Annotated in this window: 23 protein-coding genes; 9 read left to right on the top strand and 14 right to left on the bottom strand. The window is 63.7% G+C overall.

All coding sequences use genetic code 11. From position 1 onward, the window contains the following. Positions 1-8: 8 nt before the first annotated feature. Both pncB and ACVWZT_RS23175 read right to left on the bottom strand, forming a co-directional pair. Positions 9-1,208 carry a nicotinate phosphoribosyltransferase gene (gene pncB / locus ACVWZT_RS23180; protein WP_457471641.1) on the bottom strand — a complete coding sequence of 400 codons (1,200 nt, stop codon included), beginning with the start codon at positions 1,206-1,208 and terminating at the stop codon, positions 9-11. Next, positions 1,205-1,855, bottom strand: coding sequence for an isochorismatase family protein (locus tag ACVWZT_RS23175; protein ID WP_457471639.1), 651 nt, complete (start codon positions 1,853-1,855; stop codon positions 1,205-1,207). Before ACVWZT_RS23175 ends, pncB begins: the two co-directional genes overlap by 4 nt. A gap of 139 nt (positions 1,856-1,994) precedes the next feature. Here ACVWZT_RS23175 and ACVWZT_RS23170 point away from each other — a divergent pair, with 139 nt between their 5' ends. Next, positions 1,995-2,699, top strand: a complete 705-nt coding sequence (locus ACVWZT_RS23170) for an NrtR DNA-binding winged helix domain-containing protein (RefSeq protein ID WP_296231961.1) — start codon at positions 1,995-1,997, stop codon at positions 2,697-2,699. Between the two features lie 33 nt (positions 2,700-2,732). Here ACVWZT_RS23170 and ACVWZT_RS23165 read toward each other — a convergent pair whose 3' ends face one another. Both ACVWZT_RS23165 and ACVWZT_RS23160 read right to left on the bottom strand, forming a co-directional pair. Next, entirely contained in the window at positions 2,733-4,145 is a 1,413-nt protein-coding gene (locus ACVWZT_RS23165) for a purine-cytosine permease family protein (RefSeq protein WP_296231962.1), read from the bottom strand. A 326-nt stretch (positions 4,146-4,471) separates the two neighbouring features. Next, the gene (locus ACVWZT_RS23160; protein ID WP_457471637.1) at positions 4,472-4,924 is read right to left on the bottom strand and encodes an Lrp/AsnC family transcriptional regulator; all 453 of its coding nucleotides are present in this window, start codon (positions 4,922-4,924) and stop codon (positions 4,472-4,474) included. A 111-nt stretch (positions 4,925-5,035) separates the two neighbouring features. On the opposite strand from ACVWZT_RS23160, the gene ACVWZT_RS23155 reads away from it, so the two are divergent. Further along, the gene (locus ACVWZT_RS23155; protein ID WP_457471635.1) at positions 5,036-5,650 is read left to right on the top strand and encodes a LysE family translocator; all 615 of its coding nucleotides are present in this window, start codon (positions 5,036-5,038) and stop codon (positions 5,648-5,650) included. 70 nt (positions 5,651-5,720) lie between these two features. Continuing rightward, complete coding sequence (locus ACVWZT_RS23150) at positions 5,721-6,353, top strand: LysE family translocator (RefSeq protein WP_457471633.1); 633 nt, start codon at positions 5,721-5,723, stop codon at positions 6,351-6,353. Between the two features lie 43 nt (positions 6,354-6,396). On the opposite strand, the gene ACVWZT_RS23145 is transcribed toward ACVWZT_RS23150, so the two are convergent. From ACVWZT_RS23145 to ACVWZT_RS23105, 9 genes are all read right to left on the bottom strand, one after another. Then, on the bottom strand, positions 6,397-6,960 hold the full coding sequence (locus ACVWZT_RS23145; RefSeq protein WP_225777441.1) for an NUDIX hydrolase: 564 nt from the start codon (positions 6,958-6,960) through the stop codon (positions 6,397-6,399). A gap of 2 nt (positions 6,961-6,962) precedes the next feature. Next, positions 6,963-7,727: a GntR family transcriptional regulator gene (locus ACVWZT_RS23140; RefSeq protein ID WP_296231966.1), complete on the bottom strand. Its 765-nt coding sequence runs from the start codon at positions 7,725-7,727 to the stop codon at positions 6,963-6,965. A 90-nt stretch (positions 7,728-7,817) separates the two neighbouring features. After that, positions 7,818-8,207, bottom strand: a complete 390-nt coding sequence (locus tag ACVWZT_RS23135) for a carboxymuconolactone decarboxylase family protein (protein WP_296231967.1) — start codon at positions 8,205-8,207, stop codon at positions 7,818-7,820. Positions 8,208-8,282: 75 nt separating this feature from the next. Beyond that, positions 8,283-8,768, bottom strand: a complete 486-nt coding sequence (locus ACVWZT_RS23130; protein WP_296231968.1) for a flavin reductase family protein — start codon at positions 8,766-8,768, stop codon at positions 8,283-8,285. Positions 8,769-8,781: 13 nt separating this feature from the next. Further along, on the bottom strand, positions 8,782-10,263 hold the full coding sequence (locus tag ACVWZT_RS23125; RefSeq protein WP_296231969.1) for an aldehyde dehydrogenase: 1,482 nt from the start codon (positions 10,261-10,263) through the stop codon (positions 8,782-8,784). Next, positions 10,260-11,093, bottom strand: a complete 834-nt coding sequence (locus tag ACVWZT_RS23120; RefSeq protein WP_296231970.1) for an alpha/beta fold hydrolase — start codon at positions 11,091-11,093, stop codon at positions 10,260-10,262. Before ACVWZT_RS23120 ends, ACVWZT_RS23125 begins: the two co-directional genes overlap by 4 nt. 68 nt (positions 11,094-11,161) lie before the next feature. Further along, positions 11,162-11,758, bottom strand: coding sequence for an amino acid synthesis family protein (locus tag ACVWZT_RS23115; RefSeq protein WP_003258678.1), 597 nt, complete (start codon positions 11,756-11,758; stop codon positions 11,162-11,164). 324 nt (positions 11,759-12,082) lie between these two features. Further along, a complete protein-coding gene (locus ACVWZT_RS23110; RefSeq protein WP_457471631.1) occupies positions 12,083-13,123 on the bottom strand; it encodes an LLM class flavin-dependent oxidoreductase in 1,041 nt (346 codons plus the stop codon). A gap of 84 nt (positions 13,124-13,207) precedes the next feature. Next, the gene (locus ACVWZT_RS23105; protein ID WP_289132323.1) at positions 13,208-13,693 is read right to left on the bottom strand and encodes a flavin reductase family protein; all 486 of its coding nucleotides are present in this window, start codon (positions 13,691-13,693) and stop codon (positions 13,208-13,210) included. A gap of 318 nt (positions 13,694-14,011) precedes the next feature. Here ACVWZT_RS23105 and ACVWZT_RS23100 point away from each other — a divergent pair, with 318 nt between their 5' ends. After that, complete coding sequence (locus ACVWZT_RS23100; RefSeq protein WP_296231974.1) at positions 14,012-15,418, top strand: purine-cytosine permease family protein; 1,407 nt, start codon at positions 14,012-14,014, stop codon at positions 15,416-15,418. 75 nt (positions 15,419-15,493) lie between these two features. Here ACVWZT_RS23100 and ACVWZT_RS23095 read toward each other — a convergent pair whose 3' ends face one another. Further along, on the bottom strand, positions 15,494-16,405 hold the full coding sequence (locus tag ACVWZT_RS23095) for an AraC family transcriptional regulator (RefSeq protein WP_457471628.1): 912 nt from the start codon (positions 16,403-16,405) through the stop codon (positions 15,494-15,496). A gap of 102 nt (positions 16,406-16,507) precedes the next feature. On the opposite strand from ACVWZT_RS23095, the gene ACVWZT_RS23090 reads away from it, so the two are divergent. The 5 genes from ACVWZT_RS23090 to ACVWZT_RS23070 are packed head-to-tail and all read left to right on the top strand — an operon-like array spanning position 16,508 to position 20,947. Then, positions 16,508-17,068 (top strand): carboxymuconolactone decarboxylase family protein, encoded by a 561-nt coding sequence (locus ACVWZT_RS23090; RefSeq protein WP_457471627.1) that lies wholly within the window; start codon positions 16,508-16,510, stop codon positions 17,066-17,068. Between the two features lie 49 nt (positions 17,069-17,117). After that, positions 17,118-18,182, top strand: coding sequence for an acyl-CoA dehydrogenase family protein (locus ACVWZT_RS23085; RefSeq protein ID WP_457471626.1), 1,065 nt, complete (start codon positions 17,118-17,120; stop codon positions 18,180-18,182). After that, complete coding sequence (locus ACVWZT_RS23080) at positions 18,179-19,000, top strand: ABC transporter ATP-binding protein (protein ID WP_457471625.1); 822 nt, start codon at positions 18,179-18,181, stop codon at positions 18,998-19,000. Before ACVWZT_RS23085 ends, ACVWZT_RS23080 begins: the two co-directional genes overlap by 4 nt. Next, positions 18,987-20,192: an ABC transporter substrate-binding protein gene (locus ACVWZT_RS23075; RefSeq protein ID WP_457471623.1), complete on the top strand. Its 1,206-nt coding sequence runs from the start codon at positions 18,987-18,989 to the stop codon at positions 20,190-20,192. The genes ACVWZT_RS23080 and ACVWZT_RS23075 overlap by 14 nt, the downstream gene beginning before the upstream one ends. Further along, complete coding sequence (locus ACVWZT_RS23070; RefSeq protein ID WP_457471622.1) at positions 20,192-20,947, top strand: ABC transporter permease; 756 nt, start codon at positions 20,192-20,194, stop codon at positions 20,945-20,947. Before ACVWZT_RS23075 ends, ACVWZT_RS23070 begins: the two co-directional genes overlap by 1 nt. Positions 20,948-20,978: the final 31 nt, after the last annotated feature.

The raw sequence follows: 20,978 nt of genomic DNA, 5'->3' as shown, positions 1-20,978 counted from the left end.
CACCGGCTTCAGCTCACCTGAAACACATGCTTCAGATAAGCCACGAAGTTCTCATCGCGGCACTGGGTCTTGCCCGGGCTGTCGGAAATCTTGGCTACCGGCGCGCCGTTGCAGGCGGTCATCTTGATCACGATGTTCATCGGTTCCACATCCGGAATATCGCATGTTAGCCGAGTGCCAATGCCAAAGCTCACATTGATCCGCTCATGCAGCGCTCGGTACAACGCCAGCGCCTTGGCAAAATCCAGCCCGTCGGAAAAGATCAGCGTCTTGCTCTTCGGATCGATCCCCAGCCTTTCGTAGTGGGCAATGGCTTTTTCCGCCCAGGCCAGCGGATCGCCCGAGTCGTGCCGCAGGCCATCGAACAGCTTGGCGAAGTACAGGTCGAAATCTCCCAGGAACGCGTCCATGGTGATGCAGTCGGTCAGGGCGATGCCGAGCAACCCGCGGTATTCCCGCACCCAGCATTCCAGCGCGGCAGCCTGGCTGTCGACCAGCCGCGGACCGAGCTGCTGGTGGGCCATGAACCACTCGTGGGCCATGGTACCGATCGGTTTGAGCTGGTACTCCCGGGCCAGGTGCACATTGCTGGTACCGACAAAGCGGCCCGGGAAGTCGCGCTTGAGGATGTGTACCACCTCTTCCTGCACCCGGTAGGAAAAGCGCCGCCGGGTACCGAAGTCGGCGAGTTGGAAACCGGCCAGTTCATCTGGGCTGGCTTCGCCTTTCAGCCAGTCGAGTTTCTGATACAGGCGTTCGCGCACCTGCTCGATCACCACCTCGCGGTAGCGGTAGCGGTTGCGCACCTCGCTGATGATCGCCAGCAGCGGGATTTCGTAGAGAATCACGTGCAGCCATGGCCCACGCACGCGGATCGCCAGTTGCCCGGCATCATCCAGGTACACCTGGACATAGCGCAGGTTGAAGCGGAACAGGCTGAGAAACCGGATGAAATCCGCCTTGATGAAGGGGATCTTCTCCAGGTAGGCGAGTTGGTCGTGGGTGACGCTGACCTCGGCCAACTGTTCCACCTGGTAGCGGATCTCCGCCAGGTAGGGGGCAAGGTTCTCGTTGTTGCGGCAGCGGAACTCCCACTCCACCTCGGCGTTGGGGTAGTTGTGCAGCACTGCCTGCATCATGGTGATCTTGTAGAAGTCGGTATCCAGCAGGTTCTGGATGATACGCGGGCCGAAAACGCTATCGCTCATGGGCGGTCTTCCTTGATTCGGGCAAGCTGGTGGTCGAGTGCCGCTTCGTCGCCGCAGAGGATCACGCCCTCGGCGGCCAGCGCGCCACACGCCTCGATCGCCCCCGCCTGGGTGAGGGCGCGGCAGGCGGGCAGATACAGCAGCACCTGGAAGCCGGCCTGGCGCAGTTGCCGGGCGGTGGTCCTGACACAGTAGTCCAGGGCCAGGCCGCCGACGATCACCGCGCCCACCTGGTGTACCTTGAGGTATTCGATCACCCCGGTGGAGCGGCGCTCGGCCAGGTCGTGGTAACAGGCACCGTAGGGGTGCAGGTCGGGCTCGACGCCTTTCCAGACGAAGTAGTCATAATCGATCGGCGCGGGCAGCCCGGGCAGCAGTTCGAAACCTGCGGTGCCGGGTACGCAGTGGCTGACCCAGGTCAGGTCGGCATCCGCCAGTTGCAGCGGCTGCAACATGTCGGCGTGGTCGCCGACCACCCAGGCGGCGTTGGCTGGATGAGCGTCCTTGCTGCCCAGTCGCAGGTCGGCGCGCAGCGCCATGGCATTCAGATCCGCCACGATTTCGTCACCTTCGGGCACAGGTAGCTCTTGCGGGGCGTTGGCGGTGAAGCCATTTTGCGCGTCGACATCGAAGCTGGCGATCTTCATGGCGGTTCTCCTTGCTGGGTTGGTCATATAATTCACCTGGTGTTATAAGTGTGTCAAGCGCTTTTTATTCAAAGATTTTTGCTTGTGCTACTTAACATCTCTGGTGGAATATAGGCGCATTCCTGAGCGGAGCCATCCCGTGAGTAGCACCGAAGTCCTGGCCAGCGTCGATATCATCGCCCTGCGTATGGCCCCTGAAGCGCAGCATCTGCAAGTGTTGTTGCACCGTCGCGAGCGAGAACCACATGCCGGCCAGTGGGCCTTGCCCGGGGTCATCGTCAATGGCAGAACCCCCGACACCAGCCTGGAAGGCGCTGCCGACCGGGCCCTGCGCGAAAAGGCCCGGGTAGTGCCGCGTTACCTGGAACAGGTGGGTACCGAAGGTAACGCCTTCCGTGACCCCAGGGGCTGGTCGATGAGCACCTTCTACCTGGCGCTGCTCGACCCGCAACAGCAGGTCGAGGGCGAGCAGCTGGCGTTCTTCGATCTGGACAGCGTGCTGGAGCGCAAGGTGCTGCTGCCGTTCGACCATAACCTGCTGGTCGGCCGCGCCCGCGAGCGCCTTGCCGCGAAGACGGTGTACAGCAGCTTGCCGCTTTACTTGCTGGCAGAGAAGTTCACCGTGCTGGATGCGCTGGGGGCCGTGCAAGCCTGCCTGGGCCAAGCGGTGAACAACACCTCGCTGCGCAAACGGCTGGAGCGTTTGCGCGAGCTGGGCTGGGTGAGGGATACCGGGGAGAAGAATCAACCGCGGTTGGGGCGACCGCAGCAGTTGTATGCCTATACACCTCAGGGGGAGCGGGCGTTCATGTTCGACCGTAGCCTGTTGCCCGAAGGCGCCTGACTGGCTTGCCGGCCTGATCGAGCACAGACGAGGTCAGTGCCCCATGGCTACCTTGGCACCGGCCTGGCGACGACGGTAGGCGCTATCGCGGCTGGCCAGCCACCAGTAAAGCGGCGAAGTGATCGCCAGGCCCACCAGCCACGACAAGTCTGCGCCGTTGATGTGCTCGGCAATCGGCCCGACATACAGTGGCGTGTTCATGAACGGGATCTGCACCACGATGCCCACCGCATAGGCAACCAGCGCCTGCGGGTTGTAACGCCCGTAGATGCCACCATCGACCTGGAAGATCGACTGGATGTCGTAGTCACCCTTGTGAATGGCGTAGAAGTCGATCAGGTTGATCGCCGTCCATGGCACCAGCACTACCAGCAGTACCAGCACCATGTCGACGAAGTGGCCGATGAAGTCTGCCGAGGCGAATACCGCCACCACGCAGCAGGCGCTCAGCACCACCAGTGACAGCACTGCACGGCTGTTGGCGGTGGGGATCCAGCGGTAGGCGAAGGTTTGCACCAGGGTGATGATCGACAGTACCGCACCATACAGGTTGAGGGCGTTGTGGCTGATCACGCTGAGCAGGAACAGCACCAGCATGATCGGCCCCAGGGTCCCGGTGGCCAGCTTGACGGCGTCCATGGTGTCCATGCCGGCCGGGAGCGCCAGGACCGCCACGGCGCCGAAGATGAACGACAGGCTCGAACCCAGCGCGGAGCCCAGGTAGGTGGTCCAGAACGTCGCGCTGACCTTGACGTCGGCCGGCAGGTAGCGCGAATAGTCCGACACGTACGGGGCGAAGGCGATCTGCCACAGCGCCGCCAGCGACACGGTGGCCAGCCAGCCGGCCAGGTTGAAGCCGCCGCGGGTAAGGAAGTCGTCACTTTGCACATGGCTGAAGATGTAGCCGAAGCCGACCACGATGCCGATGCCCAGTACCCAGGTGCCGATGCGGTTGAGCACATGGATGAAGCGGTAGCCGATGATGCCGATGATGCCCGAGCCCAGTGCGCCGATCACGATGCCCACCGGCACGGGCACGGCATCCACCACACCGTGCAGCGACTTGCCGGCGAGGACGATGTTGGAGGCGAAGAAGCCGATGTACATGACCCCTGCGATCACCACCACCAGCAACGCGCCGAGCGAGCCGAACTGGGCACGGCTCTGGATCATCTGCGGGATGCCCATCTGCGGGCCCTGGGCCGAGTGCAGTGCCATCAGCACACCGCCAAGCAAATGGCCGACCAGAATGGCGACGACGCCCCACAGCAGGTTCAGGTGGAACAGCTGCACGCCCAATGCGCCGGTAACGATGGGCAGCGGCGCGATGTTGCCGCCGAACCACAGGGTGAACAGATCCCTTACCTTTCCATGGCGGTCCTGCGGGGGCACATAGCCGATCGTGTGTTTTTCTATCAGGGGGGCCGAATTGGCTGCACTGGTCATGACTGACTCCAAGGCAAGGTGGGGCATCGGGAACTGCCCGGGGGCGTGCCGACGAAGGGCGACGCGTTCTTGTTGGAGTGATGATGCGGGGCGCGGGGATAACGAGAAATTAGTAAATATGTACCCATAAACCTTAAAAAACCTAAGGCTGACAAAAGCTTAAGCGGGTGACGGCAGCAAGAAGGATGCCACTGGCCGGGAGCGCCTGGAGTAGACGGGCTGGGCGGCTGGCGGGCGATTTGCGCTGGGCTGTGGTGGTGCGCTGTGCGCCTTTGCGGGGCAGCTGATAAAGGTGGTGAAAGGGAGCCGGCAGCAGAAGCCAACCGCTACATCGGCAGCAAGCGATCCTGGATCACCTCTTTCATCACCAGGGTCGAACTCAACCGTTTTACATTGGGAATGCTGGTCAGCTGCTCGTCGTACAGTTTCTGGAATGCAGGCAAGTCCCTGGCCACCACATGCAGCAGGTAATCCGGGTCGCCAAACAGCCGTTGTGCTTCGACGATCTGCGGGATCTCGGCCAAGGCTGCTTCAAAGTCCGCCACTGGCTGGCGGGTGACTTCACGCAGGGTCACGAATACCAGGGCGGCAAAGTTCAGGCCCAGGGCACTGGGCGCCAACCGGGCGTGATAACCAAGGATCGCGCCGCTTTCTTCCAGCACCTTCAAGCGCCGGTGGCAGGGCGACAGGCTGAGCCCGACGCGGTCGGCCAGTTCGGTCACCGATAGCCGACCATATTTTTGCAGCTCGGCAAGGATTTTTCGATCGATCCTGTCCATTGAGAAGAATCTTCCATTGATTGGAGGCTGGTGAGGAATATACGAAAGAAAATGCTCCGGCGAAATACGTAGTCTTTGTTCATCCCAAGCAGTGGAAGAAGGACTATTCAAGTGGCTCTCAGTGTTCTGACGGCGTTCTGGGCCGTGTCGATGCTGTTCGTGATGACCCCCGGTGCGGACTGGGCCTATGCCATTTCGGCGGGCATGCGCGGGCGCTGGGTAATGCCTGCGGTCGCGGGGATGTTGTCGGGGCATTTCCTGGCGACTTTACTGGTGGCGGCCGGCGTCGGCAGCCTGCTGGCGGGCCACCCGCTGGCGCTGACCTTGCTGACCCTGGCAGGGTGCGGCTACCTGCTGTGGCTGGGCGGCAACCTGCTGCTGAGCCCGGCATTGCCGTCGGCCGGGCAGGGAGGGGCGGGGGAATCGGGGTCGCGCTGGGCGGTCAAGGGATTCTGCGTCAGTGGCCTCAACCCGAAAGTTTTCCTGCTGTTCCTGGCCTTGCTGCCGCAATTCACCGACCCGCAGTCGAGCTGGCCGGTGCCGGTGCAGATCCTGCTGCTGGGGCTGGTACACCTGTGCAGTTCGCTGGTGATCTATTCCCTGGTCGGCTATGGCGCCAAAACCGTACTGAGCACCCGGCCACAGGCGGCGAAGCTGGTCGGGCGGGTTTCCGGGGTAGCGATGATCGCGGTGGCCGTGGGCTTGATCGCCGGGCAGGTGAGGTGAGATCGGAGCAGACGACAATCACGGCCCTGGATAAACTCGCAACACCTTAACGCACAACCAGGACGTGCCCATGCCCGACGCCGCGCAACTGCTCACCTTCGCCCTGATCTGCCTCGGCATGGTCCTGACCCCGGGGCCGAACATGATCTACCTGATTTCCCGCTCGATCTGCCAGGGCCGCAAGGCCGGGCTGATCTCGTTGGGCGGTGTGGCCCTGGGCTTCGTCATCTACATGGTCTGCGCCGCACTCGGTATCACCGCCCTGGTGATGGCCGTACCGTTTGCCTACGACGCGCTGCGTATCGGCGGCGCGCTGTACCTGTTGTACCTGGCCTGGCAGGCGCTGCGCCCCGGCGGGCGTTCGCCATTCCAGGTTCGCGAACTACCGGCCGACAGCCCGCGGCGGCTGTTCACCATGGGCTTTGCCACCAGCCTGCTCAATCCCAAGATCGCCGTCATGTACCTGTCGTTGATGCCACAGTTCATTGAACCGGGCCATGGCAGCGTGCTGTTGCAGTCGCTGGTGCTGGGATCGACGCAGATCGCCATCAGTGTCACGGTGAATGCCCTGATCGCGCTCATGGCCGGGTCGATTGCCGTGTTCCTGGCCGGGCGCCCATTGTGGCAACAGGTACAACGCTGGCTGATGGGCACGGTGCTGGCGGCCCTGGCCGTGCGCATGCTGGCCGAGGGGCGGCGCTGAAGTTGAGGCCTGCGGATGGCCGGGGTTGAAAGGCCGGCACAGGCTAGCGAATGAAGTGCACCTTGCCGGTGTCGTCATTGCCCATGTAGATGCCGTACACCCCTGCCTGCCGCTCGAGGATGTAGCGCTCCAGAATCTGCCGGATCGCCGGGTAATAGATGTCGTCCCAGGGGACCTCGTCCGGCTCGAAGAACTTGCAGGCCAGTGTTTCCGCCCCGTATTGCCCGGTTTCCTCGGTGGCGATGGCGCGGAAGATGATGTACACCTCGCTGATCTTCGGCACGCTGAAGATCGAATACGGCGAGACGATTTCGGCGCGTACGCCGGTCTCTTCCCAGACCTCGCGCAATGCCGCCTGTTCGGTGGTCTCACCGGCCTCCATGAAACCGGCGGGCAAGGTCCAGGTGCCCGGGCGCGGGGGGATGGCGCGCTGGCATAGCAGGTACTTGCCATCGCGCTCGATGATGCAGCCGGCGATGATCTTCGGGTTGATGTAGTGGATGTAGCCGCAGCCAGTGCAGTGCAGGCGTTCGTGGGTGTCGCCTGTAGGAACGCCCCGGGCCAGTTCCGTGGTGCAGTGCGGGCAGTAGCGCGGGGCGTTGGGCATGGTCAGCGGCCTGTGCGGGGTTGTATACGTGGCTCCTTGAGGGCCAGGGGCTCGACCATGTCGCGCACCTTGGTATTGTCATCCTGCTTCTGGCGCAGGTAGTCCAGGGCCACCTTGGCTGCGGCGCGGACGTGATCGACCGAGGCCTGGTGGGCCAGCAGCGGGTCGCCGCTCTTGATCGCCTCGACGATCTTTTCCATTTCCCGGTTACTGGCGCCGCGGCGGTTTTCCTGTGAAACCGAGGTAGCGCGCAGGTAGCTGATGCGTGCTTGCAACTGGCGCAGCTGCTGGGCTGCCACCTGGTTGCCGGAACCCTCCAGCAGCACATCGTAGAAGCCTTGTACCGAATCCAGCACCTGTGGCAGCTCGCCTTCTTCGAGGGCCTCGCGGTTGACTTCCAGGGCGCGCTCCAGGGCCCGGATGTCCTTCGCCTTGGCGTTGAGGGTGAACAGTTGCACGATCAGCCCTTCGAGCACGCAGCGCAATTCATAGATGTCGCGAGCGTCTTCGAGGGTGATGATGGCCACGCGCGGGCCCTTGGCATCGGCGAACTCCACCAGGCCTTCCGACTCCAGATGGCGCAGGGCCTCACGTACCGAGGTGCGGCTGACGCCGAGGCGGTCGCAGAGGTCGCGCTCGACCAGGCGGTCGCCTGGCAGCAGGTGGAAGTTCATGATCGCGGCGCGCAGCTTGTCGAGCACGATTTCGCGCAGGGTAACGGGGTTGCGGTTGACCTTGAAGCTGTCGTCGAGTGGCAGGCGTTTCATCGAGTGCGCTCTGAAAGAGGCTGCCCGACCGCAACTGCAACAGCACCACGAACCTCGGGTGCTCCTTGCATGGGTTCGAACAGCCCGGTGTTAACGGGTTGACTCCGCATCGGCTTCAGCGAACGCTTCGCGGGCCAGGCGGAAGCTGTCCACCGCCGCGGGCACGCCGCAATAAATGCCGACCTGGAGCAGGATCTCGCGAATCTGTTCACGGCTCAGGCCATTACGCAAGGCGCCGCGAATGTGCAGCTTGAGCTCGTGGGGCCGGTTGAGCGCGGAAATCATGGCCAAGTTTATCATGCTGCGCTCTTTCAGCGACAAGCCTTCACGGCCCCAGACGTGGCCCCAGCAGTACTCGGTGACCAGCTCCTGCAATGGCCTGGTGAAATCGTCGGCATTCTGCAGCGAGCGGTTGACGTAGTCTTCGCCAAGCACCTGGGTGCGGATCTGCAGGCCTTTTTCGTACTTTTCATTGCTCATGCATACCTCCGGAAATACACGGTCAGCGGTGCTGGCTTCCTCGCGGGCGAGCGCGCGAAGAAGCGCATGGGTGTATCAGCCAAGCGCAGGCAGCGCGCCCAGCTTGCCCTTGTGGTAGACCATCGGGGTCACCGGCTCGGCCGGCAACACCAGGTTCTTCACCGCGCCAACGATGATGGCGTGATCGCCGCCGTCGTATTCGCGCCACAGTTCGCATTCGATGATCGCCGTGGCCTTGGTCAGCAGCGGGTTGCCCAGCTCGCTCAAGTGCCACTCGATGCCTTTGGCCTTGTCCTTGCCCTTGCCAGCGAACGCGTAGGCCTCGGCGGTCTGGTCGGCGGACAGCAGGTGAATGGCGAACTGCTTGCTGTCACGCAGGATCGGGTAGGTGTCCGAGGCATAGTTGGGACAGAACAGCACCAGTGCCGGGTCGATCGACAACGCGCTGAACGCACTGGCGGTGATGCCGACGATGCCGCCGTCGGCGTCCAGCGTGGTGACCACCGTGACGCCGGACGGGAAGGAGCCCATCACGTCTTTGTAGATGCCGGGTTCGATCATGGGCGCAGTTCTCCTAGCGCATGACAAAGGGGTCGGGCATGGGCGCGGTGGACAGGTTGATCCACACGGTCTTCAGCTCGGTATAGGCCAGCACCGAATCGATGCCGCTCTCACGGCCGTAGCCGCTGTTCTTGAACCCGCCGATCGGTGCCATGGCCGATACGGCGCGGTAGGTGTTGACCCAGATGATCCCCGAACGCACGTCGCGGGCCAGGCGATGCGCACGGCCCAGGTCGCGGGTCCAGATACCGGCGGCCAGGCCGAACTGCGAGTCGTTGGCGATGGCCAGGGCTTCTTCTTCGGTCTTGAAGCGGATCACCGCAGCAACCGGGCCGAAGACTTCTTCCTGCATGATGGTCATCGAGTTGCTGTCGCACTCGAACAGGGTCGGCTCGTAGAACCAACCGTCACCTTCGACCTCGGCACGTTTGCCGCCCATGTGCAGCCTGGCACCTTCGGCCTTGGCCGCAGCCACCAGGCCTTCGACCACGGCCAGCTGCTGCGCGGTAGCCATCGGGCCCATTTCGCTGGCGTCGTCCTGCGGGTTGCCGATACGGATGCGCTTGGCGCGGGCGACCAGGCGGGTGACGAACTCGTCGAAGATCTCGTCCTGCACCAGCAGGCGCGAGCCGGCCACGCAGCTTTGCCCGGAGGCGGCGTAGATGCCGGCCACTGCACCGTTGATGGCGCTGTCCAGGTCGGCGTCGGCAAAGATGATGTTCGGCGACTTGCCACCCAGCTCCAGCGACAGCTTGGCGAAGTTCTCGGCACTGCTGCGCACCACGTGGCGGGCGGTGGCAGCGCCGCCGGTAAAGGCGATCTTGCGCACCAGCGGGTGGCGGGTCAGCGCCGCGCCGGTGCTCGGGCCGTAGCCGGTGACCACGTTGACCACGCCGGGCGGGAAACCGGCCTCGAGGGCCAGGCGGGCCAGCTCGAGGATGGTCGCCGAGGCGTGCTCGGACGGCTTGAGCACGATGGTATTGCCGGCGGCCAGGGCCGGCGCCAGCTTGATCGCGGTGAGGTACAGCGGGCTGTTCCACGGGATGATCCCGGCAACCACGCCGATCGGCTCGTGCACGGTGTAGGCGAACAGGTCGGGCTTGTCCAGTGGCAAGGTGCCACCTTCAAGCTTGTCGGCCAGGCCTGCGGTGTAGTGGAAGAACTCTGGCAGGTAGCCGACCTGGCCGCGGGTTTCGCGGATCAGCTTGCCGTTGTCACGGCTTTCCAGCTGGGCCAGGTGCTCCTTGTTCTCGGCAATCAGGTCGCCCAGGCGGCGCAGCAGCTTGCCGCGCGCGGTGGCGCTGATGCTGCGCCATTGCTGGCTGTCGAACGCCCGCTGGGCGGCCTGCACGGCCAGCTCCACATCGGCTTCGTCGGCGTCGGGCAACTGCGCCCAGGCCTGGGCGGTGGCCGGGTTGAGGCTGTCGAAGGTCTTGCCGCTCTGGGCATCGCGCCATTGGCCGTCGATGCACATCTGGAAACGAACGAGGGTCATGCAACAATCCCCTTGGCGGATTCGGTGAGGGTGCGGGCTTGCGCGAGGAAGTCCAGCAGCATCTTGTTGACTTCGCGCGGTGCTTCCACCGGCATCATATGCCGTTGCTCGGCGAGGACCACACAGTGCGCCCCCGGAATGCTGGCGGCGAGTTGGCGGGCCATGGCCGGGGTGGAGCCCGCGTCGAGTTCGCCGGTGGCGATCAGCGTCGGCACCTGGATGCTGCCCAGGTCGGCGGCGCGGTACATGTCCTGGGTGGCGAACAGCGAATAAGTGGTGTGGTAGCCCTGTGGGTCGTTGCTCGCCAGGACCTGGCGGATAGCGGCGACCTGCGCCGGGTTGGCAGCCTTGTATTCACGGCTGAACCAGCGGTCGAGCGCGGCGTCGACATTGGCGTCGGGGCCTTGCTCGGCCGCCTGGGCGGCGCGGGCGATAACCCCGGCACTCTGTTCGGGGGTGCGGTTGAACACACTGTTGAGTATCACCAGCGCTGCCAGGCGCTGCGGGTGATGCAGGGCGAACGCGCGGGCGACCAGGCCACCCATGGAGAAGCCGATCACGGTGGCCTGCGCGATCTGCAGGTGGTCGAGCAGCTCGGCAAGCTGGGCGGCATAACCTTCCAGGCCAATGTCGGCGGCCGGCAGGGCACTTTGGCCATGGCCGAGCATGTCGTAGGCGATGACGCGGTAGTCGTTGGCCAGGCCAACGAACTGACCGCCCCACATTTCCTTGTTCAGGCCCACGCCATGGATCAGTACCACGGGTTGGCCCTGGCCAACCGACAGGTAGCTGGTGCCGGCGGGGGTGCGTTCAGCAACAGGCTGAATCATGGAGGGCGCTCCTTCAGGGGCGGGCACGGCGGGTAGGCAGGTTACGCCCCGGCCCGTCCTGGTTGTTGTTATTGAGCGTTGGCTTTTTCGGCAGCCAGTTCTTCCAGGTCGATGTAGCGGTTGCCGATGCGCGGGTGCAGGCGGCCACCGTCGGAAGCGCCCAGGACCACGACGATTTCATCGGCGCGCGGGGCGTCCTCGATCTGCATTTCCAGGGTGATGTAGTGCGAACGCAGGCCTTCGTCGTCCTTCTGCATCATCGGGATCTGGATCGAGGTGCCCGGGCCTCCGCGCTTGTTGGTGAAGCTCAGGTAGCTCTTGGCCTGTACCGCTTCGCGATAGTGGTTGCCGAAGCGCAGGGTGTGGATCACCGCCGAAGCGTGTTCGATTTCGCCATCGGCGCCGACCACGGCCGCTTTGCCATAGGCTTCGATCTTGTCGGCACCACCAATGGCGGCAGTCAGGCGCTCGACCATCAGGGCCCCCAGGTCCGAGCAGTTGGCGCGGATTTCCGGCTTCAGATCCTCAACAAAACCGCGACCGGCCCATGGGTTCTTGATGACCACGGCCAGGCCGACCATGGTCACCGGCTTGTCAGTGGCCTTGCCGCCTTCGATGCGGGTCTCTTCGGAGTAGGTGACGATCTTGCGGATTTCGAAACTCATGGATGGCTCCTGGTGAGGGTTATCAGCTCTTGTTGTCTGATGGTATACCATAATATTTGTTGTGCAAGAGGTGGCGGGAAATTTCTCTCTTGCGAGGGGACGAAAGGTGGCCTGATGCCTTGAATTCTCTACTGTCTGTACTGGCCTTTCCGCGGGTAAACCCGCGCCCACAGGTACCTCTAGCGGAGCACCTGTGGGAGCGGGTTTACCCGCGAAGCGGCCCGTTCAGGCAACACAGGAAATACCCATAAAAAAAACCGCTCCTGCGGGCCACGATGGCCCACGAGAGCGGGCGCGTCCCGCAATGGTTCAGGCAAAGGGAATTCAGGCGAACGCTGGCACCACTTCCTTGATGAACAGCTCGAGCGATTTCTTCTTCTCGGCATGCGGCAGGCTGTTGTCACACCAGAAACTGAACTCGTCGACGCCAAGCGCCTGGTAGTATTTGATGCGGGCAATGATCTCTTCCGGGGTGCCGATCATGGTGTTCTTGCGGATGTTCTCCAGTTCGAACGCCGGCACTTCGGCAAACTTCGACTCCGGGCTAGGTTCAAGGAAACCGTTGACCGGGGTGGTCTTGTTGCCGAACCAGGCATCGAAGGTGCGATAGAAGCGCGAGATGGCCTGGGCCCCGACCTTCCAGCCGTCCGGCTCGGCCGGGCTGTGCACATGGGTGTGGCGCAGCACCATCAGTTGCGGGCGCGGCACGCCCGGGTTGTTGTCGAGGGCTGCCTGGAACTTGTTCTTCAGGTCCAGCACTTCTTCGTCGCCCTTCATCAACGGCGTCACCATGACGTTGCAACCGTTGGCCACGGCGAAGTTGTGCGAGTCCGGGTCGCGGGCGGCGATCCACATCGGCGGCACAGCGTTGTAAGGCTTCGGCACGCTGGTGGAGGTGGGGAACTTGTACACCTCGCCGTCATGGGCGTAGTCGCCTTCCCACAGCTTGCGCACCACCGGCACCATTTCGCGCAGGGCTTTGCCGCCGTCGGTGGCCGGCATGCCACCGGCCATGCGGTCGAACTCGAACTGGTAGGCGCCTCGGGCCAGGCCCACTTCCATGCGGCCCTTGCTGATCACATCGAGCAGGGCGCACTCGCCGGCGACCCGGATCGGGTTCCAGAACGGCGCGATGATGGTGCCGGCGCCCAGGCGGATCTTTTCGGTGCGTGCGGCCAGGTAGGCCAGCAATGGCATCGGGCTTGGCGAGATGGTGTATTCCATGGCGTGGTGTTCGCCGATCCACACGGTGCTGAAACCGCCGTCTTCGGCCATCAGGGTCAGCTCGGTGAGGTCTTCGAACAACTGGCGGTGGCTGACCTGTTCATCCCAACGTTCCATGTGCACGAACAACGAAAATTTCATGGGGCTTTCCTCAACGCTTGTTGTTTTCGCCCGCCAATGCAGCGGGCTTCAGTGTGGGAGCGGGCCTGCGTCTGGCTGCCAGGCTCAGGCAAAGGCGGGCAGGCTGGCCATCTTGCCGCGGCAGTACACCATTGGCCGTGGCGCCTCTGCCGGGACGATCAGGTTGTGCACCTTGCCGACCATGATGGCGTGGTCGCCACCCTCATATTCACGCCACAGTTCGCACTCGATGACCGCGGTGGCGCCGGCCAGGATCGGGTTGCCCAGTTCACTCAGGGTCCATTCGATGCCGCTGGCCTTGTCCTTGCCTTTCTTGGCGAACGCATAGGCTTCAGCTTGCTGTTCACCGGAGAGCAAGTGGATGGCGAAGCGCTTCTGGCGGATCAGTACAGGGTAGGAGTCGGAGCTGTAGTTGGGGCAGAACAGCACCAGCGGCGGGTCCATCGACAGCGAGGAGAACGCGCTGGCGGTCAGGCCGACGACCGAGCCGTCGTCGTCCAGGGTGGTGATGACGGTAACACCGGACGGGAAGGAGCCCAGAACGTGCTTGTAGACGGTTGCGTCGATCATCGGGGTATACCTCTGAAGGGCTGCGGTGGTCCGCGGTTTTTATCGTTGATGTGTCTGATGGTATACCGTAATACCTATTTTGCAAGCGGAATTTTCACGCTTACGGTTATCACGATGAGCGGCGCAAGGCCACGGATGCCGCGGGTTTGGTTGCCAAGTCGGTTCGCTGGCAAGGCTTGTCAAACGGATCAGTGGGCAGTTTTTCCTGCGGATCAGTGTTGTCAAAAGTTTGGAATACCATAATATGGTCCGCAGCTGAGAGGCCGCCTTGATGCGGTTTCCTTACAAAGATAAAAACGACCTTTCGAGCTGAAACCTATGTCCCAACCGTCGTCGCAACACCCGTTTGTCGAGAACCACACGGTCGATTACGTTCCACCTGCCGAGCGCCACGGGAAGGCGCGCGACCTGTTCACCCTCTGGTTCAGTACCAACATCGCGCCACTGCCCATCGTCACCGGCGCCATGGTGGTCCAGGTGTTCCACCTGAATCTGCTGTGGGGGCTGGTCGCCATCGTGCTGGGCCATCTTGCCGGCGGCGTGGTGATCGCCCTGGCCTCTGCGCAGGGACCGCAGCTGGGCATTCCGCAGATGGTGCAGAGCCGTGGCCAGTTCGGGCGTTACGGCGCGCTGCTGATCGTGTTCTTCACCGCGCTGATCTATGTCGGTTTCTTCATTTCCAACATCGTCCTGGCGGGCAAGACCATCCATGGCATTGCCCCGGGCGTGCCGATGCCGGGCGCGATCGTGATCGGCGCGCTGAGCGCCACTGCCATCGGCGTGATCGGCTACCGCTTCATACACGTTCTCAACCGCATCGGTACCTGGGTGATGGGCTCGGCGCTGCTGGCCGGCTTCATCATGATGTTCGCCCAGGCGCTGCCGGCCGACTTCTTCAGCCGTGGCGGGTTCAACCTGTCGGGTTTCATCGCCACGGTTTCGCTGGGCACCATCTGGCAGATCAGCTTCTCGCCGTACACCTCAGACTACTCGCGCTACCTGCCGCGTGAAGTGGGGATTGCCAGACCGTTCTGGGCCACCTACTTCGGCGCCACCCTCGGCACCATCCTGTGTTTCAGCTTCGGTGCGGTGGCGGTGCTGTGCGTGCCCGAAGGCACCGACGCGATGGATGCGGTCAAGCAGGCCACGGGCTGGCTGGGCCCGGTCCTGATGGTACTGTTCCTGCTCAACATCATCAGCCACAACGCCCTCAACCTGTATGGCGCGGTGCTGTCGATCGTTACTGCGATCCAGACCTTCGCCGCGGCCTGGACACCGAGCATCAAGGTCCGGGTAATGCTGGCTGCGGTGATCCTGGTAGGTTGCGGCCTGGTGGCGCTGAATGCTTCGGCGGGCTTCATCGGCCAGTTCATCGGCCTGATCCTGGCCTTGTTGCTGGTGCTGGTACCTTGGGCGTCGATCAACCTGATCGATTTCTACCTGATCAAGAAAGGCCAGTACGACATCGCCTCGATCTTTCGTGCCGACGGCGGTATCTACGGCCGCTTCAATCATCACGCAATCATTGCCTATGCCTGCGGCATCCTGGTGCAGTTGCCGTTTGCCAATACGTCGCTGTATGTGGGGCCGTACTCGAACATCGTCGAAGGGGCGGACCTGTCCTGGCTGTTCGGCTTGCTGGTGACGGTGCCGCTGTACTACTGCCTGGCCACTCGCGGCGCCGCAGGCGAGAAGGCAGGGCGGGTTGTGACTGTCAACGACTGACAGCCCCCTGCCGGGGCCACGATACGGCCCTTCGCGAGCGTGCCCGCGAAGGGCCGGTGCAGGAATACCGCGCGTTCAGCGCCCTTCATGCTGCCGGCGATACGCCCCCGGTTGCATTCCCACCGCCTTGGCGAACGCCCGGGTAAAGGCCGCAACCGACTGATACCCCACCTGTGCGCCGACCTGTTCCACGGTGTGCCCCGCCTGCAGCAGCTGGCTGGCATGACGCATGCGCAATGCCAGCAGCACTTGCCCCGGGGACTGCCCGGCCAGTTCATTGAAACGCTTGAAAAATGCCGAACGTGACAGGCCGGTGCAGGCTGCCATGCTTTCCAGGGTCCAGGCCTGCCCTGGGTGCTCGATCAATTGCGCCAGCAGCTCGGCATAAGCCGGCTGGCGGGCGAGTGCGATCAGCCCGCCCAGTGCCTGTCCGGCATGCACCTGCTGGCGTAGCACATAGAGGAACAGCAAGTGCGTCAACCGCTCCAGCAGTGTTTGCGAAGGGCCGGCGGCACGCCGGCATTCCTCCAGGATCAACTCGAACAACGCCCGCGCCGCATGCCCGGCCGGTTCGTCGGCGCGCAGCAGTATCCAGTCGGCCAGGCCTTCGATGATCAGCGCTGACAGCCCTGGCTTGAAGTGGAAGAAGCCGCACACCAGCCCGACGCCATCGACCGCTTCGCCATCCAGTGCCTGCATGGCCTGGCGTGGCTGGGCACAAGCAGCGGCCAGGTCCGGTTCGCTGGCCAGGCGATAGCCAAGGTCGCGCAGCAGGAATACCGCATCGCCGGCCGCCAGGCGTATGGCATCGGGCTGGCCGTCGATGTGCAGCCAGCAATGCCCCTGCACCACCAGGTGGAAGCTGGCGCGGCCCATGCCCTGGGTGCTGGCGTGCCAGCCGCCGCAGTAACGGCCGACATGAAACAGGCTGGCATCGAGTTCCAGACCCTCTAATAACCAATCGACAAGACGGCTGGACGAAATCATCTAATGCAAAGACTCAAGAGCAAGGAAAGGCGACTGATGAATATGGAGGGTAATTCTTATAACCAACAGACTGTAGTGACACCCATCAAAGGAGACTACTGCATGTCGTCGCGCATTACTTTACACACCCTGCAGAGCGCCCCGGAAGCGGCCCGTCCATTCCTCGAGAACGCCCGGAAGAATTCCGGCTTCATTCCCAACCTGCTGGGTGTGCTGGCCAACGCTCCGGCGGCACTGGAAACCTACGTGACCGTTTCGGCACTCAACGGCAAGGCCGAGCTGAGCCTGGCCGAGCGCGAAGTGGTGCAGCTGATTGCCGCCACCCAGCATGGCTGTGACTTCTGCGTGGCCGGCCATACGGCGGTGGCGCTGAACAAGGCCAAGCTGCCACCGGAGGTGGTCGAAGCCCTGCGTGCCCGTGGCGAACTGCCGGATGCCCGTTACGAAACCCTGGCCGCTTTTGCCCGCGAAGTGATCGCCACCCGTGGCAACGTCAGCGAGGCGACTTACCAGGCCTTCCGCGCAGCCGGTTTCAGCGAAGGTAACGCGCTGGAAGTGATTCTGGGGGTGAGCCTCGCAACCCTGTGCAACTTTGCTAATGTGTTCGCCCAGACGCCGCTCAACGACGAGCTGAGCAAGTACCGCTGGCAGCCAACCGCGTAACTGTACGCCTGGCGCTGGTGGCGCCTGCGATATCAAAAGGAGTAGGGACATGCTTGATACTGCATTTCGTCAATGGCTGGATGCCAATGCCGAGGCAATCGACCAGGGGCAGTGCGACCCGCAACTGGTGCTGGCGCACATCGCCGAATCGCAGCTGCTGCGCATTGGCGTCGCCCCCGCACTGGGTGGCAACGGTGGCGCGGTCACCGATGCGGTCGAGGCCATCGCCGCCATCGCCAGCCGCTCACTGGCCGCAGCCTTTGTCTGCTGGGGCCAGCGGGCGTTCATCGAATACCTGCTGCAAAGCCCTAACCAGGCCCTGCGTGAGCGCCTGCTGCCCAGCCTGCTGACCGGCGAGCTGGCGGGGGCCACCGGCTTGTCCAACGCCATGAAGTTCCTTTCCGGGATCGAGGCGCTGCAAGTGCGTGGCCGCCCTGGGGCGGCGGGCTGGACACTGGAAGGCCGGCTGCACTGGGTGACCAACCTGCGCAAGAGCGGGTTCGTGGTGGCGGCAGCCATTGAAGATGATGCTGGCGGTTCACCCTTCGTGCTGGCCATCCCCTCCGTCAGCCAGGGACTGGAGCGTTCTGACGACCTGGCGCTGATGGGCCTGCAATCGAGCAATACCGCAGCGCTGGCGTTCCACCAGGTAGAGCTCGGCCGTGACTGGCTGCTGCACGACAATGCCCGCGAGTTCCTGCCCAAGGTGCGCCCGGCGTTTCTTGCCTTGCAGTGCGGCATGGCCATTGGCCTGGCGCGGCGTTCGCTACACGAAGTGCACGATCACCTCCATGGGCGGTTGTCGTTCCTCGAAGAGCATCGCCAGGTCCTCGACGAGCGGCTGGAAAACACCGTGGCCGAACTCAAGCAAGGCTTGCTCGAAGGGCGCTTCCAGAGCCAGCCGGCGGCCCTGTTCAAGTTGCGCATCATCCTCGCTGAATGTGCTGCCGATGCCGTGCAGCTGGAGCTGCAGGCCAGCGGCGGCAAGGCGTACCTCGATGAGTTCGGTGCCGGTTTCGCCCGCCGCTGGCGCGAATCGGCGTTCGTGCCCATCGTTACCCCAAGCCTGGTGCAGCTGCGTGCCGAACTGCATCGACAGGCTGCCAGCGCATGAGCCAAGCATTGCTCGAAGCCCGCGGGATCAGCCTGGGCTACCCGCGCGAAGGCGGCTGGCAGCAAGTGCTGGCGTGCTTCGACCTGCAGTTGGGGCCAGGGGAGGTGGTGACCATCCTCGGCCCCAGTGGGGTGGGCAAGTCCAGCCTGCTGCGGGTGCTGGCCGGCCTGCAGCAGCCGCATGGCGGCAGCGTGACGCTGCACGGTGAGCCGCTGCAAGGCCCGCACCCGCGCCTGGCGGTGGCCTTCCAGGACCCGAGCCTGCTGCCCTGGCTGAGCCTGGAAAAGAACGTCGCCTTTGGCCTGGATTTCGCCCGCCAGCCAAAGCTGGCCGCAGCCGAGCGCCGTGCACGCATCGACCATGCCATCAGCGCGGTGGGCCTGGCCCATGCGCGCAGCCAGTACCCGGCGCAGCTGTCCGGCGGCATGGCCCAGCGCACCGCATTGGCACGCTGCCTGGCGCGCCAGCCTGAGGTGCTGCTGCTTGACGAGCCGTTCGGGGCGCTCGACGAAGTGACCCGTGCCGACATGCAGCAATTGCTGCTGCAGCTGATCGCTACCCATAACACCGCAGCCGTACTGATTACCCACGATATCGACGAAGCCTTGTTGTTGTCCGACCGGGTGCTGCTACTGGGTGATCACCCCGCGCACATACTCGGCCAATGGCACATCGACCTGCCACAACCGCGCGCGCAGCGGGTCGAGGAACTGGGCGCACTGCGGATCGAGATTCTCAAGACCCTTCGGCGCGCCAGCCGCACCGCTGCACCTTCCTCTACCTCGTTGCCTTCGGAGCCTGCACATGTGCATGGATGACTGCTGTTCCTCCACCTCGCGTCGTGATTTCCTCAAGCTCAGTGCCATGCTGACGGCTGCCGGGGCCGTGCCGCTGCTGGCCAGCCTGCAGGCCCGGGCTGCCGCGGAGCCCGATGCGCCGGTGCGCATCGGCTACCTGCCGATCACCGATGCCACGCCGTTGCTGGTGGCGCACAACAACGGCCTGTTCGAGGCCGAAGGCATCAAGGCCGAGCGCCCGGTGCTGTTGCGCAGCTGGGCGCAAGTGATCGAGGCGTTCATCTCGGGCCAGGTCAACGTCATCCATCTGCTGTCGCCGATGACCGTGTGGGCACGTTACGCCAGCAAAGTGCCGGCCAAGGTGGTGGCCTGGAACCATGTGGGGGGCTCGGGCCTTACCGTGGCGCCGGACATCACCGACATCAGGCAACTGGGCGGCAAGACCGTAGCCATCCCGTTCTGGTACTCGATCCACAACGTGGTGCTGCAGCAGATGCTCGGCGACAACGGCCTGACGCCGGTGTCGAAGCCCGCCAACACCCAACTTGCGGCTAACGAGGTCAACCTGCTGGTGCTGCCACCCTCGGACATGCCGCCGGCCCTGGCCAGCAAGCGCATCGCCGGCTATATCGTTGCCGAACCGTTCAACGCCCTGGCCGAGAACCTCAAGGTCGGTCGTGTGCAGCGCTTCACCGGCGATGTGTGGCGCAACCACGCCTGCTGCGTGGTGTTCATGCATGAGCATGACCTGAACAACCGCCCGGAGTGGTCGCAGAAGGTGGTCAACGCCATCGTCAAGGCCCAGCAATGGACCCGCGACCACCGCGCCGAAGCGGCGGCGCTGTTGTCCAAGGCCGGCCCCAACAAGTACACGCCGCATGAACCGGCGGTGCTGACCAAGGTGCTGGCCCCGGCTGCCGAAGACCGCGCCGGCTACATTGCCAGTGGGGCGATCCAGCATCAGCAGTGGGATGAAAAGCGCATCGACTTCCAGCCCTACCCGTACCCCAGCTATACCGAAGAGTTGGTCAAGCGCCTCAAGCACACCTTGATCGAGGGCGAGAACGGTTTCCTTGCCGGCCTGGACCCGGCGCAAACCGCCCGCGACCTGGTTGACGATCGCTTCGTGCGCAACGCCATCGCCGCCGTCGGCGGCCCCTCGGTGTTCGGCATTGCCGAGAACTACCAGCGTAGCGAGGAGTTCGCGGTCTGATGCGCAAGCATGTCGTACATGCCGGCCTCGGCCTGGTCGGTCTGCTGGGGTTGCTGTTGTTGTGGTGGGCGGGTGTGCAGGTATTCGGCGAGGCCGATGGCCTGTCGGCACGCTTCTCGCCCCAGGCGACCCTGGCCAGCCTGGTCGAGTTGCTCGGCCAGGGCGAGGTCTACGGGCATGTCTGGGTCAGCCTCAAGCGCATCCTGGTCGGGTTGCTGCTGGCGTTGCTGATCGGTGTGCCGCTGGGCTTGCTGGTGGGCAGCTATCGGCAGCTGGAGGCCGCGACCACGCCGGCGTTCCAGTTCTTGCGCATGATCTCGCCATTGTCGTGGATGCCGGTGGTGGTGATGCTGATGGGCGTGGGTGACCAGCCGATCTACTTCCTGCTGGCGTTTGCCGCGTTGTGGCCGATCCTGCTGAATACCGCCGCCGGGGTCCGGCAGCTGGACCCGCGCTGGTTGCAATTGAGCCGCAGTCTGAGTGCCACGCGCTGGGAAACCCTGTGCAAGGTGATCGTGCCGGGGGTGATCGGCCATGTGCTCACCGGTGTGCGCCTGGCCATCGGCATTCTGTGGATCGTGCTGGTGCCGTGCGAAATGCTCGGGGTGAGCGCCGGGCTGGGCTACTTCATTCTTGATACCCGCGACCGCCTGGCGTATTCCGAGCTGATGGCGATGGTGTTGCTGATCGGGGTGCTGGGGTTCGCGCTGGACGCCCTGGCGCGTGGGTTGCATCGGCGCTGGGTACATGGCTGAAGGGCCAATGGGGCTTCTTCGCGGGTAAAGC

It is taken from the genome of Pseudomonas sp. TE21394 (genome assembly GCF_054057835.1).
This window is presented reverse-complemented; position numbering and strand designations above follow the sequence as displayed.